We start from the raw sequence: 14,035 nt of genomic DNA on the forward strand, positions 1-14,035 counted from the left end.
GCACGTTCGGACAGTTTTACACGGCAGATGCCGGACAGTAGCCTGACCGGGTGACGAGGTTCCGGATCGGCGAGACGGCAGAACTGCTCGGAGTCAGCGTCGACACGGTGCGGCGCTGGATCGACGCCGGACGCCTGCCCGCGCTCCGCGACGAGTACGGGCACCGGCTGATCGACGGGGAGACGCTGGCCGGGTTCGTGCGGGCACAGGCGGCCGAGCCGGAGGAGCGCACCGAGGAGTCGTCCGCGCGCAACCGGCTGCGCGGCATCGTCACCGCCGTGGTCAAGGACACGGTGATGGCCCAGGTGGACATCCAGGCGGGGCCGTTCCGGCTGGTGTCGCTGATGAGCCGCGAAGCCGTCGACGACCTCGGCCTGGAGGTCGGGTCGGTCGCGGTGGCGGTGATCAAGTCGACCACGGTGGTGGTGGAGAAGACGACGGCGACCGTCGGGGGACGCGGAAGGAGCGGTCAGCAGTGAGAGCAGCACGATCGCGTACCGGCCTGGCCACGCTCACCGCGCTGGCGGTGCTGGGACTCTCCGGCTGCGGCGACGGCGACGGCACCGCGGAAGCGCCGCCGTCGGGCAGCGGCACCCGGCTCAGCGGAACCCTCACCGTCTTCGCGGCGGCGTCGCTGACCGAGTCGTTCACCCGAATGGGCCGGGACTTCGAGGCGGCCCACCCGGGTCTGCGGGTGAGCTTCAGCTTCGCCGGCAGCTCCGCGCTCGCCAACCAGATCAACCAGGGGGCACCGGCGGACGTGTTCGCCTCCGCCGCACCGGCAAACATGAAGACCGTGACCGACGCCGGTAACGGTGCCGGCGCCCCGACCACCTTCGCCCGGAACCAGCTCGTGATCGCCGTACCGAAGGGCAACCCCGGCGGGGTGACCGGGCTGGCCGACCTGACCCGGCCGGGCGTCAAGGTGGCGCTCTGCGCCGAGCAGGTGCCGTGCGGAGCGGCGGCGAAGAAGGCGCTGACCTCGGCCGGGGTGGGAGTCACGCCGGTGACCCTGGAGCAGGACGTGAAGGCGGCGCTGTCCAAGCTGCGGCTCGGCGAGGTCGACGCGGCGCTGGTCTACCGGACCGACACCAGGGCCGCCGCCGATGAGGTCGACGGGATCGAGTTCCCCGAGTCGGCCGAGGCGGTCAACGACTACCCGATCGTGGTGTGCAGGGAGGCACCGAACAAGGCGGCCGGGCAGGCGTTCGTCGACCACGTGCTCTCCGACGCCGGCCGGGGCGTACTCACCGCCGCCGGATTCCAGGCGCCGTAGCCGGTGTCCCTCCCCGGTGACGCTCCCTCGACGACCCCGGTGGGCGGGGGCGGGGTGGCACGGCGGCGTCGGCGTACCGGTCGGGTCCCGGCGGCACTCCTGCTCCCGGCCGCGCTCGGCCTGCTCTTCCTGGTACTGCCCCTGATCGGCCTGCTGGTACGCGCACCGTGGAGCACCCTCCCGCACCGGCTCACCGAGCCGGGGGTGGTCACCGCGCTCCGGCTCTCCTTGCAGACCGCCACCCTCGCCACCCTGCTCTGCCTGCTCCTCGGCGTACCGCTGGCCTGGCTGCTCGCCCGGGTCGAGTTCCCCGGCCGCCGGGTCGTACGCGCGCTGGTCACCGTCCCGCTGGTGCTGCCGCCGGTGGTCGGCGGCGTCGCCCTGCTGCTGGTCTTCGGTCGCCGGGGACTGCTCGGCGGCTGGCTCGACAGCAGCTTCGGGATCACCCTGCCGTTCAGCACCGCCGGAGTGGTCCTCGCCGAGGCGTTCGTCGCGATGCCGTTCCTGATCATCGCCGTCGAGGGGGCGCTGCGCGGTGCCGACACCCGCTACGAGGAGGCGGCGGCCACCCTCGGCGCCGGCCGGTGGACGACCTTCACCCACGTCACGCTGCCGCTGGTGGCCCCCGGCATCGCCGCCGGGGCGGTACTGTGCTGGGCGCGGGCGCTCGGCGAGTTCGGCGCCACCATCACCTTCGCCGGCAACTTCCCCGGCCGGACCCAGACCATGCCGCTCGCCGTCTACCTGGCGCTGGAGACCGACCTGGAGGCGGCGATCGTGTTGAGCCTGCTGCTGCTCGCCGTCTCGGTGGCCATCCTGGCCAGCCTCCGGGACCGCTGGATCACCAGCCCATGACCGCCGTCTCGGTTGCCCGGGCCGGTGTCGAGGCCGGCACGCCACTGCTCGACGCGCACCTGGTCGTCGACCGGGGCGCCTTCCGGCTCGACGTCGCGCTGCGGATCAGCCCCGGCGAGGTCGTCGCACTCCTGGGTCCGAACGGCGCCGGCAAGACCACCGCGCTGCGGGCGCTCGCCGGGCTGCTGCCGCTGACCGACGGGCACATCACCCTCGGCGGCCGGGACCTCGACCGGCCCGACCGGGACGGCTGGACGCCGCCCGAGCGGCGACCGATCGGGGTGGTCTTCCAGGACTACCTGCTCTTTCCGCACCTCACCGCCCTCGACAACGTCGCCTTCGGGCCGCGCCGGCACGGTGTCGACCGCCGGCAGGCCCGACGACGCGCCACCGAGTGGCTGGACCGGATGGGCCTGGCCGGGCAGGCCCGGCGCAAACCACGGCAGCTCTCCGGCGGCCAGGCCCAGCGGGTCGCCCTGGCCCGTGCCCTCGCCGTCGACCCGGCGCTCCTGCTCCTGGACGAGCCACTCGCCGCGCTCGACGCCCGGACCCGACTCGACACCCGTACCGAACTGCAACGCCACCTCGGCGAGCACCCCGGCGCCACGCTGCTGGTCACGCACGACCCGCTCGACGCCCTCGTCCTCGCCGACCGGCTGGTGATCGTGGAGGAGGGCCGGGTCGTCCAGGAGGGCGACGCCGCCACCATCACCGGACAGCCCCGCACCGACTACGTCGCCCGACTGGTCGGGCTCAACCTCTATCGCGGCGTCGCCGACGGGGAGGCCGTACGGATCAGCGACGGCTTCGCCCTCACCACCACCGACCACCCGCGCGGGGAGGTCTTCGTCGCGTTCCCGCCCTCCGCCGTCGCCCTCTATCCCGGCCGTCCCGAGGGCAGCCCCCGCAACATCTGGCCGGCCACCATCTCGGCGATCCAACGCCACGGCGACAACCTGCGGATCCAACTGGCCGGGCCGATCCAGGTCGCCGCCGACATCACCCCGGCGGCCGCCACGCAACTGCGGCTCACCCCGGGGCAGCCGCTCTGGGCCGCGGTCAAGGCCACCGAGACCCGGGTCTACCCGGCGGCGGGCGGGCGGCAGCAGCCGTACCGGTAGCCGGGGCGGCGGCGGGACGTTCGCGGCTTTCGACCCCGAGGGCCGGTACGGCGGGGCCGGGAGAGCCTCGCCGTACCGGCCGGGGGCTTCAGTTCGCGGCGCAGGACAGCGTGGGTGCGCTGTTGGTGCCGGTCCACGAGCCAAGGAAGCCGAAGGCGGTGCTCGCCCCGGCGGCGAGGTTGCCGTTGTAGCTCACGTTCCGGGCGGTCACGCTCGACCCGCTGCTGGTCACGGTCGCGTTCCAGGCCTGCGAGACGCGCTGGCCGTTGCCGAAGGTCCAGGTCACCGTCCAGCCGGTGACCGCCCGGGAACCCGCGGTCACCCGTACCTCGGCCTGGAAGCCGCCGGACCACTGGCCGGTCACGGCGTACGTGGCGGTGCAGGCGCCGTTCCCGCCCGGCGGGGTGGTCGTGGGGGTCACCGGCGGAGTGGCGGTGGGCGTGACCGGCGGAGTGGTCGGACCCGGTGTCACGCTGTCGTAGACGGCGGCCTGCCGGGCGGTCGCCCGGATGCCGTTGGCGCCGTTGAAGATCCGCTGGCCCCAGGTGGTGAGCTGATTCGGGTCGAAGTTGGTGGCCATGTCGAGGATCGGGTCGGTGTTGCCGCTCCACGACCAGCCGAGATAGCCCAGGCCGCGGGCGTTCGCCTCGGCGAGGATCGTCTCGTGGTCCACCTCGCCGGAGTTGAACCGCCAGCCGAACTCGCCGATCACCAGCGGCCAGCCGTTGGCCTGGAAGCGGTTGAGATAGTCGGTGATGCTCGCGGCGGTGTTGAACACCGCGTACATGTGGATCGAGAGTACGGTGTTGCGCTGGGTGTCGGCGTCCAGGATCGTCTGGGCGTTGTCCCGCATGACGTACTGCCAGTCCTGGCCCCAGTTCGGCCCGTCGACCATCAGCAGGTGCTGGAAGCCGTTGCTGCGCATCCTGGCGATGGCCGAGGCGGTGGCGGCGGTCCACTGCCCGGCGTTGGTGTTGCCGATCGGTTCGTTGCCGATGTTGATGACGACGTAGTTCTCCTGGCCGACCAGTGCGCTCTTCTGGCTGATCCAGTAGTCGACCGCCTCGTCGAGCGAGGCGGCCGCCGCCTCCTCGCCGTAGCCGGTGGTGTCGTGCACCTCCAGTACGCAGATCAGCCGGTTCTGCTTGCAGAGCGAGATCACCTCGGCGACGTCGGTGGACGGACCCCACCGCTTGCCACTGCCGAGTACGACGCGCACGGTGTTGGCACCGAGCGCCTTGATGTCGGCGAACGATCGGGTCTGGCCGGTGAACCAGACGTGCGGGTGGTTGACGCCGCGCATGACGAACGTCTGGCCGTTCGCCTCGACGATGTTCCGGCCGCTGACGTGCAGGCCGACGGCGGCATCCGCCGGCCCGACGGAGAGCAGGACTGATCCGGCTACCGCGAGCAGGACGGCGCCGAAGGCAGCGAGTCGTCTTCTCATGACCTACCTCGAACTGAGGCCCCGGGTACCGGGGCAGGGCGGGGTGGCCACGGGCCTGAGCCCCCGACGATCGCTGCCCTGCTCTCGGGGGTGGGTGGGCACAGTCCGCTGGCTCGTTACTGGATGATCCGGCTCGTGGACGCACGGTACGCCGCGCCGCCCCCCGGCGCAATCCATGGCTCTCGATGCGGGTCCGGTGCCGGCGCGTCCCGGCGCCCGGTCAGCGTCGACGCGTGGTGACCAGCCTGACGGCCCGGTAGCCGACGTATCCGACGACGAGCCACGGTGCGACGTTGATGATCACGTCGATCGGTTGGTGCGAGAGGTCCGCGCGCTTGCGGCCGAAGCGCGAGGCCACCCCGTGCCGCTTGAACTCGCTGAGCACCCCGCTCTCGGTGATCGGATTGTCCGGCCGTCCCCGCAGCAGCGCCTGCACCCTGTTCTCCGCCACGTCGACCCGGTCGGCGGCGAGCAGCAGCAGCCAGTGCGCCGCCCGCCCCTCGCTGTACCGCCGGTAGGCGTGCCGGCGGATCACCCCGGAGATCCCCTTCGGCGGGCAGGAGGTGCCGAAGACGGGCGTCAGGAACCGGTGCTCCACCGACCGCTCCCGGGGCCACCTCTCCGGCTGCCGCTCCGGGAACGTCCAGTGCGCGCCACTGAGGTTCGGGTCGAACTTCTCCTTCGGTACCGAGGGCCGGTCGCGCGGATCGAGGTCGACGCCCCAGCCCGGGATCCGGCTACGGAGTTCGTCGCTGGACTCGGTCAGCTTCGGCTTCTCCGGCGTGTACGCCATTGCTCGTCTCCGGTCTGTCTAGGCGCCGTCGGGCACGATGATGGGCTTGATGCAGCCGTCGAGCTTCGCCGAGAACATGTGGTAGCCCTCGGCGATGTGCTCCAGCGGGACCCGGTGCGTCACGATGTCGCTCGGTTTCAGATAGCCGTTGCGCACGTGTTCGAACAGGCGGGGCCACTGCCGCTTGACGTGGCACTGGTTCATCCGCAGGGTCAGCCCCTTGTTCAGGGCGTCGCCGAACTTGACGGCGCTGAACATCGGGCCGTACGCGCCGAGCACCGAGACCGTGCCGCCCTTGCGTACCGAGTCGATCGCCCAGTTGAGCGCCACCGGTGATCCGCCCTGCAACTTCAGCTTGGTGGCGGTCACCTGCTGGACGAAGCTGCCGTCGGCCTCGGCACCGACCGCGTCGATCGCGACGTCGGCACCGAGGAACTCGGTGATCTTCTTGAGGTGCACGACGATGTCGCCGTACTCGGTGAAGTTGTAGGTCTCGGCGTGGGCGAACTCGGCCGCCTTGGTCAGCCGGTAGTCGAGGTGGTCGATCACGATCACCCTGCCGGCGCCCATCAGCCAGGCGGACTTCGCGGCGAACAGCCCCACCGGGCCGGCCCCGAACACCACCACCACGTCGCCCTCGGCGATCTCGCCGAGCTGGGCACCGAAGTAACCGGTCGCGAGCGCGTCGGTGAACATCACCGCGTCCTCGTCGTCCAGCCAGTCCGGGATGAGGCTCGGGCCGACGTCGGCGAAGGGCACCCGGACGTACTCCGCCTGCCCGCCGTCGTAGCCGCCGCAGGTGTGCGAGTAGCCGTAGATGCCGCCGACCGCGGTCGCGTTCGGGTTGACGTTGTGGCAGTTGGCGTAGAGGCCCCGGGCGCAGTAGAAGCAGGAGCCGCAGTAGATGTTGAAGGGGACCATGACCCGGTCGCCCGGCTTGAGGTTCCGCACCGACGGCCCGACCTCGTCGACGACGCCGATGAACTCGTGCCCGAACGTCATCCCGACCCGGGTGTCGGGCATCATCCCGTGGTAGAGGTGCAGGTCGGATCCGCAGATCGCCGCCCGGGTGACCCGGACGATCGCGTCGTTGGGGTGTTCGATCGAGGGCTGTTCCTTCTCTTCGACCCGGATCCGGTACGGGCCCCGGTAGACCATCGCCTTCATACCACTCCCCTGGATCTCGCCGCTGCTCAACGCCGTCGACGGCCACGTCCACCGAGGCCGTACGCCCGAACTACCCCCCGGCCCCCGCGACAAACTCGACAACCACACCCGGCACGCTGGTAACGCGAGCCGGGTCCGGTCTCGGCGGTACGCCGGTGGGGTCGTCCGGTCAGGCCGCGCCGAGCGGCCCGGTCGGCATCGTGCCGCCCACCAGGCGGTGCTCCGGCGCGGCAGGGTCCGGTTCGCCGACCTCCGCCGCCCACTCCTCGGCGTCGTCGCGCGGGACGTAGCCGATCGCCCGGCCCCCGGCGGTCGACCACCAGCGGCGGGTGTTCGCCGAGACGCCCCAGACGAGCCGCCAGCCGGTGGCGGTGAGCGACGCCTCCACCAGCCGCGCCACGTCGTCCGGGGAGAGCCACACCGACAGGTCACGCGGGTCGGCGGGCCGCTCGGCGCAGGAGCCGATGCGCAGGCAGACGACGTGCAGGCCGTGCCGGTCGTGGTACAGCCTGCCCAGCGCCTCCATCGCCGCCTTGCTCCAGCCGTAGTAGGAGTCGGGGCGGGGCGGTACGTCGTCGGGCAGGCCGTCCGGGCCGGCGTCGGAACGCTCGTACAGCCCGACCGCGTGGTTGCTCGACGCCAGCACCACCCGGGGTACCCCGTTGTGGTGCGCGGCTTGCAGGATCCGCTCGGTGCCGCGCACGTTGACCGCGAGCACCTCCTCGAACGGGCCCTCCCCGGAGATCCCGCCGAGGTGTACGACCGCGTCGACGCCCCGGCATGCCCGGTCGACCGCGGCGGCGTCGGTGACGTCGAGCGCCTCGACACCCTCCCCGGCGCGTACGTCGGTGAGCCGCAGCTCGTGCTGGCCCAGCCGCTGCCGGAGCATCCGCCCGATCGATCCCGAGGCGCCGGTCATCAGTATCACCGCCATGCCGTCATGTGCCCGTCCGGCGGCCGCGCATGCCTGTGAACCGGGGACGATCCACAGCGGATGCTCCGGGCGGGCGGCCGAGGGACGCCGGTGGGCCGATGAACGTGATGTGAACCCGATGTAATCTCTTGGGCGAAGATGCGGCATCCGACGGTGGCGGAGTGTGGCTCACCTGCTGCGCCTCGGGCGTACTGCCCGGCTCGACGGCCGGGGAGTAGCCCGCCGTGGCGTACCCCGGGCCAGCTGCCGGTCGGCCGGCGCGACCGCCGGAGGCGCATCTGCGGTGCCCAGCAGCTTGGATCGTGCCCCGACCCGGACCACCTGAATACACGCCCCGACAGTCCTGGCGGTCCCCCGGCCGCGCAGGTGTGGAGAGGATTTAGGCGATGATGAGTCGTGCCGTTACGTTCACCAAGCGTCACACACCCAATTCCGTACGCGTGGTGGCGCGACGGGTCATGTGTGACGCGCACAACGCCAGACTGCGAGTCGCGGTCCCGGTGGAGTCCCGCAGTGAGTACGAAAACCTGTACCACTGCACCATTCGCAAATCAGCCAGCCAGTGGGTCAAGGCGGTGTTCAACGACCCCGCCGTGTATCGATATTCTGGCCTGCTCCCCTACGATCCGCGCCCCTACAAGTGGCGCTATCCGCAGGCGTTCCCACCCGGCCGCGTGGTCTCCTCCCTGTTCGTGTCCTACAAGGGCTTCATGAACATTCCGAAGCCGGACCGATACCGCGCTTTCTTCGTGATGCGGGATCCGCGCGACATCGTCGTCTCCAGCTACTTCTCCTACCGGAACTCGCACACCGCCATGGGCGACATCCTGCAGGTCAGGCGGGTTCTGCAGGAGAAGTCTCCGAAGGAGGGGCTGCTGCACATGATCAGCCACCTCGCCGAGAAGGGCACCTTCAGATCGCTCCGTGCCTGGGCGACCGCCCCGGACGCGGAGACCATCCAGTTGTTCCGGTACGAGGACCTGACCGGGGAGCGGCAGATGGACGAGATGGGCCGGCTGATGCGGCACTGCGGGATCGCCATTCCACCGCCCGAGCTGGAGGCGCTGCTGTCCCGTTACAGCTTCTCCAAGATGCGCAGTGCCCCGGAGGGCGCGGGAACGATCTCGCACTACCGGAAGGGACGCTCCGGCGACTGGCGCAATCACTTCGACGACGACGTCCAGGAGGCTTTTGTCGCGGCGACGGGTGACCTCGTCGAGCTTCTCGGATATTCCGCGCACGTTCCGGCTCCCCGCACCTCACGGGAGCAGGATTCCTGATCGTCCGCCGCCGGGCCGGTAATGCGGACCCGAATCCGGCGGGCCCGCCCAGGTACTCCTGAACCAGATTTCCTACCCGAGTGCCTGGGCGGCGGCCGGTCTCCAGGACGCCTGGCGGACCGGCATGTCGGCCAGCCAGACGTCGGCCAGGTCGCCGAGCGGGACGCCGAGGGCCTGACTGAGGCAGACCACGGTGCCGAAGGCCGGTGCGGGAAGGCGACCGGATTCGATCTTGCGCAGTGTCTCCGGAGAGATGCCGGCCGCCAGGGCCACCTCGACGAGGCTGCGGTCGGCCCGCGCGGCCCGGAGCGCGGCTCCGAGGCGCTGGCCGGCGGCGATCTGTTCGGCGGTGAGCGGCTGGCGAACCATGCCCGCAGGATACCCCCGGAGCAACCCCGACCCGGCGTGGTATAAAAATACCGGCACGTGGAGAGGGAGGCTGTGGTGATCGAGTTCAAGTCCGCCGAGGAGATCGGCCGGATGGCGGTGGCCGGCCAGTTCGTCGGCGAGTTGCTCGCCGAACTGAGCGATGTCGCCGCGGTCGGCGTCAACCTGCTGGACCTCGAACACCACGCCCGGCGTCGGATCTCCGAACGCGGCGCCGAGTCCTGCTACTGGGACTACGCCCCGTCGTTCGGTCGCGGTCCGTTCCGCAACGTGCTGTGCCTGTCGGTCAACGACGCGGTGCTGCACGGCCTGCCGCACGACTACGTTCTGCGCGACGGTGACCTGCTCAGCATCGACATGGCAGCCGGCATCGACGGCTGGGTCGCCGACTCCGCGCTCTCCGTCATCGTCGGCACCCCCGACCCGGCCGACCTGAAGCTGATCGAGGCCACCGAGGTCGCGCTGGAGGCCGGCATCACCGCCGCCCAGCCCGGCGGCCGGCTCGGCGACATCTCCGCCGCGATCGGCGAGGTCGCCGACTCGTACGGGTACAGCGTCAACGGCGAGTTCGGCGGCCACGGCATCGGCCGCACCATGCACGAGGCCCCGCACGTCTCCAACAGGGGCCGGCCCCGGCGCGGCCTGAAACTCGAACCAGGCCTCACCATCGCCATCGAGCCCTGGTTCTGCCGCTCCACCGACAAGATCAGGTTCGACGAGGACGGCTGGACGATCCGCTCCGCCGACGGCTCCCGCACCGCGCACTCCGAACACACGGTCGCCATCACGGCTGCCGGCCCCCGGGTCCTGACCCGCCGCCCCACGCCGAGCGCCGCCTCGACCGAGCTGGCCGAAAAGCCCGGCACAGCCTCCTGACCCCCGCCCGCCCCCGGCGCTCCGGTGGCCGGGGCGTCGCAGTCGGCCACAGTGGACTTTCGTCGGGGTACTAGTCTGGTCGGCATGTCCCGCCCGACGCCCGAGGGGCGCTCGACCGGCAAGCTGGTGCGGGCCTCCGACGAGGTCATCGCCCGCATCGAGCAACAGGTCCTGCCGAAGGTAAGCCCGACCCGAAGGGTGACACTGACGGGGACGTACGCCTTCGTCCTCACCTGGCCGCCGGTCTTCGTCGCGTTCGCGGTCACGACCATCGTCGTGCCGTCGCTGACCGACGGAGCCGGTGTCGGGCGGACCGCCCTCTGGGCGCTACAGTTCGCCGTCCTGATCGCGATCTCGGCGATGCTCGGCACACTGCGGCGGAGTGCCGCCGAGCGCGAGGCGGCCGACCCGGACGACACGGCCCGGAAGATCGCGCTGCGCCTTGCGCTGCACGCGCTGCTCACCGCCGCCTGCGCCGGCCTGGTGCTGGCCCCGCAGGGACTCTCAGTCGGCCAGATCGCCTCGCTGACGGCCGTGCTCGTCGTCGTGCTGCACCTGCTGCCCCTGGTCGGGGCCAGGCTGCTGCGCCGATCCGGTCGGGGTCGTCAAGCCGGCCGGTCCGAGCCGACGCCCTGACCCTCCGTCGCTCGCGGCACGATCCTCGACGGCTCCCAACAGGGACTCCAGCACCGCCATCGCGCTGTAGAGCTTCATCCGCGCCTGGGACCAGGCGATCGACCGGGGGCCGTCCAGGACCGCCCCGGCCACCTCGTCGCCGCGATGCGCCGGCAGGTCGTGCAGGAACAGCGCTCCGGGCGACCGCTCCAGAAACGCCTGGTCGACGTAGAACGGGCGGAACGTCTCCCGCCACGCCGGATCCGCCTTGCTGGTGCCGGTCGTCTGCCACCGGGTCGTGTAGACGAAGTCCACGCCGCGCGGCGCCTCGGCCGGGTCGTGGCACTCCGTGAGCCGCCCACCGCCCGCCGCGGCGCACTCGGCGGCCCGGTCGAGTACGGCGGCCGGCAGGGCGTACCCGGGCGGGGTCAGGAACGTCAGGTCGACACCGGGGAACGCCGCGGCGCCCAGCGCCAGCGCGGTGGCGGTGTTGTTCGCCTCCCCGACGTAGAGCAGCCGCACGCCCGCGACGTCGCCCCGGTGCAGCACGATGGTGGCCAGGTCGCAGACGGCCTGGGTCGGATGCTCCTCGGCCGCCATCGCGTTGACCACCGGGATGCCGCTGCTCGCCGCGAGCAGCCGCATGTCGGCCAGGGGTCCCGCGGTCCGCACGACCAGGCCGTCGAGCATCAGGCCGAACATCCGGCCGGTGTCCGCGAGCGATTCCCCGGTGCCGAGTTGCAGGTCGTCCGGGCCGTAGCTGACCACCTGGGCGCCGAGCCGCCCGGCCGCGACGGTGAAGGCCGTGCGGGTCCGGGTGGAGGTCTTCGTGAAGAGCAGGCCGACGCTGCGCCCGCGCAGCGGCCCGGTGGCCACCACATCCGGGTCGCGGTACAGCTCGACCGAGCGGGTGACCAGCCGGTCGAGGGCGGCGAACGGCAGATCGGCCAGGGACAGCAGGCTCGGCGCGGACCGGTGCGGTGGCGGACCGACGAACGGCGCGGACATCGACACGGGCAGCCTCCAACGTCGACGCGACTCTCAGAACAGCTCCAGCCGCACGCCCGCGTCGGTTCTGGCCGCCACGGTGGCGACCGCGTCGACCAGCCCGACGTCCAGGACGGCCATGCCGAACGGATTGCTGACCACGTATCCGGTGCCGGGGCGCCGGGCGGGTCGGTGGCCGAGCAGGACCTGGCCGAGGCTGCCGTCCAGGGGACGGCCGGTCGACGCCGTGCCGGCGGAACCGTCCTCGTCCGTCCACAGTAGCTTATCGTCCTGCATCAGCCGGCCCATGATCCGGCGCGGGTTCTCCCGGATGAGGTCGGCGTCGTCCACGAAGATCGCCTCGGCGCCGAGGATCGCCTCCTCGGTGAGGTCGTCGAGTGAGACGTGTGCGACGAAGCCGCCCGAGGGCAACCACGACGGCGGGATGTACGGCGTGTCGCTGGTGGTCACCGTGACCAGGACGGGTGCCGCGCCGACCGCCCGGCGCGCGTCCGGCGCCACCTCGACCGAGAGCCGCGGATAGGCGGCACGGGCCCGGTCGGCGAACGCCTCGGCCCGGTCGGGTACGACGTCGAAGACGTACACCCGGCGCAGCGTGGGGAAGCCGGCGACCATCAGTTCGAGGTGGGTGCTGGCGAGTACGCCGGCACCGAGGAAGGTGACCGCGTCCGGCTCGACGGGGCCGAGTTCGCGCAGGCTGAGCAGCGTGTAGGCGGCCGTACGCACCGCGCTGAGCCGGGCCGCCTCGGCGACCAGCACCGGTCGTGCCGTCTCCGGGTCGAAGACGAAACTGAGCCCGCCGGCCCGTTCACGGCCGTGTTTCGGATTGCTCACGGCGGCGTTGATGAGCTTCATCCCGTACGCCGTGCCGCCGCCCGCCGCCGGGACCGCGCCGAGCATGGCGATCGCCCGGCTGTAGGCGCCCTCCCCGTTCGTCCAGCTCAGGTAGCCCTCGGCCGGCATCGTGGTGCGGCCCAGCGTGTGCGCCCGGACCAGGTCGGCGACGACCTCCACGGGATCGATCTCGCGCAGGCACGCGCTCACCGCGGCCCGGTCGAGAAAGCGCAGCGTCTCCATGGTCACGAAGCCTCCCATCCGGTGCCGGCCCGGCCCGCCACCGCCCGCAGTGCCGTACCGACGATCGCCTCGGGGACCGCCACCAGCGGGTGCCCGTCGGGCGCGGAGACCGGTCGCCCGTCCGCCCCGAGCAACACCATCGGAATCTCGTGCTGTGCACAGCGGATGTAGCCGCGCTTGTTGTCCATCGCCAGCACCGCCCGTACGGCGGCCAGGTCGAGGGCGTGGAAGCGGCGCGCCGGGTCGGGAAGTTCCAGCAGCGACACCAGGAAACGGTGCCGATCCAGCTCACGGTCGGGCAGGCCGTACGCCGTCGCGCTGATCGTGGCGGCGACCAGCATGCCCCAGGCGACCGCCTCGCCGTGCCCCATCCCGCCCCGGGAGGTGAACTCCAACGCGTGCCCGACCGTGTGCCCGTACTCGAAGATCAGCGCCTGCCGCCGCTCCCGAGGATCGGTCTCCAGATAGGAGGCCTTGGCGGTGATCCCGATGTCCAGCAGGTCCAGCAGCCCGTCGGTCGGCCGGTCGACCAACGCCTTCACCGCCCCGACGAACTGGTCCTCCAGGCGGGGCATCGCGATCAGCACGTTCTTGGCCATCTCGGCCAGCCCGGTGAGCATCTGCGGGTGCGGCACCGAGCGCAGCCAGCCGAGGTCGCAGGCGATGAGCGAGGGCGGGAAGTAGGTGCCGCAGAGGTTCTTGCCACCGCTGAGGTTCACCCCCTGCTTCAGGGAGAGCACCGAGTCGAACGCCGCCACGGGGGTGGTGGGCAGGTGCACCAGGCGGGTACCCCGGTAGAGCAGCGCGGCGGTGAGGCCGGCGACGTTGCCGACCAGGCCGCCGCCCATCGCGACGACGAGCGAGCCGCGCCGGACCCGCCGTTCCACCGCGAACTCCAGGATCTCCTGCACGGCGGCGAGGGTCTTGCGCGGCTCGACTGCGTCCAGCACGAACCGCTCCAGCCGGGCCCGGCCGGCCAGCCGTCGCATGACCGGCTCGGCGTGCGGCAGGGCGTGCCGGTCGACGACGAACAGCACCGAGCCGCTGCCGCCGCACTCCGCCTCGACCGACTGCGCGACGGCGGCGGCGCAGTCGATGCCGTACCGGTACGGCACGCGGGCACCGTCCAGCGTCAGCGTCCGTTCCGACAACGTCATGTCTTCTGTCTCCTCCGGTGCCGTCCGGGCCGGGTGGCCGCG

Annotated in this window: 14 protein-coding genes and 1 pseudogene; 7 read left to right on the forward strand and 8 right to left on the reverse strand. The window is 71.7% G+C overall.

The window, feature by feature from the left end:
- Nucleotides 1-50 precede the first annotated feature (50 nt).
- From C6W10_RS00685 to C6W10_RS00700, 4 genes are read left to right on the forward strand one after another with little or no spacing between them, the layout of a single operon-like run.
- Entirely contained in the window at nucleotides 51-479 is a 429-nt protein-coding gene (locus tag C6W10_RS00685; RefSeq protein WP_107255872.1) for a molybdopterin-binding protein, read from the forward strand.
- Complete coding sequence (modA, locus tag C6W10_RS00690) at nucleotides 476-1,276, forward strand: molybdate ABC transporter substrate-binding protein (protein WP_107255873.1); 801 nt, start codon at nucleotides 476-478, stop codon at nucleotides 1,274-1,276. Before C6W10_RS00685 ends, modA begins: the two co-directional genes overlap by 4 nt.
- Before the next feature lie 54 nt (nucleotides 1,277-1,330).
- Complete coding sequence (locus C6W10_RS00695) at nucleotides 1,331-2,131, forward strand: ABC transporter permease (RefSeq protein WP_234361553.1); 801 nt, start codon at nucleotides 1,331-1,333, stop codon at nucleotides 2,129-2,131.
- A complete protein-coding gene (locus C6W10_RS00700) occupies nucleotides 2,128-3,252 on the forward strand; it encodes an ABC transporter ATP-binding protein (protein ID WP_107255875.1) in 1,125 nt (374 codons plus the stop codon). Before C6W10_RS00695 ends, C6W10_RS00700 begins: the two co-directional genes overlap by 4 nt.
- A gap of 88 nt (nucleotides 3,253-3,340) precedes the next feature.
- Here C6W10_RS00700 and C6W10_RS00705 read toward each other — a convergent pair whose 3' ends face one another.
- The 4 genes from C6W10_RS00705 to C6W10_RS00720 all read right to left on the reverse strand — a co-directional run bounded on the left by C6W10_RS00705 (nucleotide 3,341) and on the right by C6W10_RS00720 (nucleotide 7,593).
- Complete coding sequence (locus C6W10_RS00705; RefSeq protein ID WP_107255876.1) at nucleotides 3,341-4,699, reverse strand: cellulase family glycosylhydrolase; 1,359 nt, start codon at nucleotides 4,697-4,699, stop codon at nucleotides 3,341-3,343.
- 220 nt (nucleotides 4,700-4,919) lie between these two features.
- Nucleotides 4,920-5,492, reverse strand: coding sequence for a hypothetical protein (locus C6W10_RS00710; RefSeq protein ID WP_107255877.1), 573 nt, complete (start codon nucleotides 5,490-5,492; stop codon nucleotides 4,920-4,922).
- A gap of 18 nt (nucleotides 5,493-5,510) precedes the next feature.
- Complete coding sequence (locus C6W10_RS00715) at nucleotides 5,511-6,659, reverse strand: zinc-dependent alcohol dehydrogenase (RefSeq protein ID WP_107255878.1); 1,149 nt, start codon at nucleotides 6,657-6,659, stop codon at nucleotides 5,511-5,513.
- 169 nt (nucleotides 6,660-6,828) lie between these two features.
- Nucleotides 6,829-7,593, reverse strand: coding sequence for an NAD(P)-dependent oxidoreductase (locus C6W10_RS00720; protein ID WP_107255879.1), 765 nt, complete (start codon nucleotides 7,591-7,593; stop codon nucleotides 6,829-6,831).
- 386 nt (nucleotides 7,594-7,979) lie between these two features.
- Between C6W10_RS00720 and C6W10_RS00725 the strand changes: the two genes are divergently transcribed.
- Nucleotides 7,980-8,873, forward strand: coding sequence for a sulfotransferase domain-containing protein (locus C6W10_RS00725; RefSeq protein WP_107255880.1), 894 nt, complete (start codon nucleotides 7,980-7,982; stop codon nucleotides 8,871-8,873).
- 72 nt (nucleotides 8,874-8,945) lie between these two features.
- Here C6W10_RS00725 and C6W10_RS00730 read toward each other — a convergent pair whose 3' ends face one another.
- Nucleotides 8,946-9,242: a helix-turn-helix domain-containing protein gene (locus C6W10_RS00730; protein ID WP_107255881.1), complete on the reverse strand. Its 297-nt coding sequence runs from the start codon at nucleotides 9,240-9,242 to the stop codon at nucleotides 8,946-8,948.
- A 75-nt stretch (nucleotides 9,243-9,317) separates the two neighbouring features.
- Between C6W10_RS00730 and map the strand changes: the two genes are divergently transcribed.
- Nucleotides 9,318-10,136 carry a type I methionyl aminopeptidase gene (gene map / locus C6W10_RS00735; protein WP_107263535.1) on the forward strand — a complete coding sequence of 273 codons (819 nt, stop codon included), beginning with the start codon at nucleotides 9,318-9,320 and terminating at the stop codon, nucleotides 10,134-10,136.
- An 84-nt stretch (nucleotides 10,137-10,220) separates the two neighbouring features.
- Complete coding sequence (locus C6W10_RS39580) at nucleotides 10,221-10,772, forward strand: hypothetical protein (RefSeq protein ID WP_369937601.1); 552 nt, start codon at nucleotides 10,221-10,223, stop codon at nucleotides 10,770-10,772.
- 30 nt (nucleotides 10,773-10,802) lie between these two features.
- On the opposite strand, the pseudogene C6W10_RS00740 reads toward C6W10_RS39580, so the two are convergent.
- The 3 genes and pseudogenes from C6W10_RS00740 to C6W10_RS00750 form a co-directional block, all read right to left on the reverse strand.
- Nucleotides 10,803-11,759 (reverse strand): annotated as a pseudogene (locus C6W10_RS00740) (ornithine carbamoyltransferase); the annotation flags it as partial.
- A gap of 33 nt (nucleotides 11,760-11,792) precedes the next feature.
- The gene (locus C6W10_RS00745; RefSeq protein WP_234361847.1) at nucleotides 11,793-12,836 is read right to left on the reverse strand and encodes a hypothetical protein; all 1,044 of its coding nucleotides are present in this window, start codon (nucleotides 12,834-12,836) and stop codon (nucleotides 11,793-11,795) included.
- Nucleotides 12,837-12,838: 2 nt separating this feature from the next.
- Complete coding sequence (locus C6W10_RS00750; RefSeq protein ID WP_107255884.1) at nucleotides 12,839-13,993, reverse strand: hypothetical protein; 1,155 nt, start codon at nucleotides 13,991-13,993, stop codon at nucleotides 12,839-12,841.
- Nucleotides 13,994-14,035 lie beyond the last annotated feature (42 nt).

Origin of the sequence: Plantactinospora sp. BB1 (assembly GCF_003030385.1) — a bacterium.
Lineage (GTDB): Bacteria > Actinomycetota > Actinomycetes > Mycobacteriales > Micromonosporaceae > Plantactinospora.

What these genes read in the sequence shown, in the direction of transcription:
- C6W10_RS00700 (WP_107255875.1), top strand. Translation starts at nt 2,128, where the DNA reads ATGACCGCCGTCTCGGTTGCCCGGGCCGGTGTCGAGGCCGGCACGCCA.
- C6W10_RS00705 (WP_107255876.1), bottom strand. Translation starts at nt 4,699, where the DNA reads ATGAGAAGACGACTCGCTGCCTTCGGCGCCGTCCTGCTCGCGGTAGCC.
- C6W10_RS00710 (WP_107255877.1), bottom strand. Translation starts at nt 5,492, where the DNA reads ATGGCGTACACGCCGGAGAAGCCGAAGCTGACCGAGTCCAGCGACGAA.
- C6W10_RS00715 (WP_107255878.1), bottom strand. Translation starts at nt 6,659, where the DNA reads ATGAAGGCGATGGTCTACCGGGGCCCGTACCGGATCCGGGTCGAAGAG.
- C6W10_RS00720 (WP_107255879.1), bottom strand. Translation starts at nt 7,593, where the DNA reads ATGGCGGTGATACTGATGACCGGCGCCTCGGGATCGATCGGGCGGATG.
- C6W10_RS00725 (WP_107255880.1), top strand. Translation starts at nt 7,980, where the DNA reads ATGATGAGTCGTGCCGTTACGTTCACCAAGCGTCACACACCCAATTCC.
- C6W10_RS00730 (WP_107255881.1), bottom strand. Translation starts at nt 9,242, where the DNA reads ATGGTTCGCCAGCCGCTCACCGCCGAACAGATCGCCGCCGGCCAGCGC.
- C6W10_RS39580 (WP_369937601.1), top strand. Translation starts at nt 10,221, where the DNA reads ATGTCCCGCCCGACGCCCGAGGGGCGCTCGACCGGCAAGCTGGTGCGG.
- C6W10_RS00745 (WP_234361847.1), bottom strand. Translation starts at nt 12,836, where the DNA reads ATGGAGACGCTGCGCTTTCTCGACCGGGCCGCGGTGAGCGCGTGCCTG.
- C6W10_RS00750 (WP_107255884.1), bottom strand. Translation starts at nt 13,993, where the DNA reads ATGACGTTGTCGGAACGGACGCTGACGCTGGACGGTGCCCGCGTGCCG.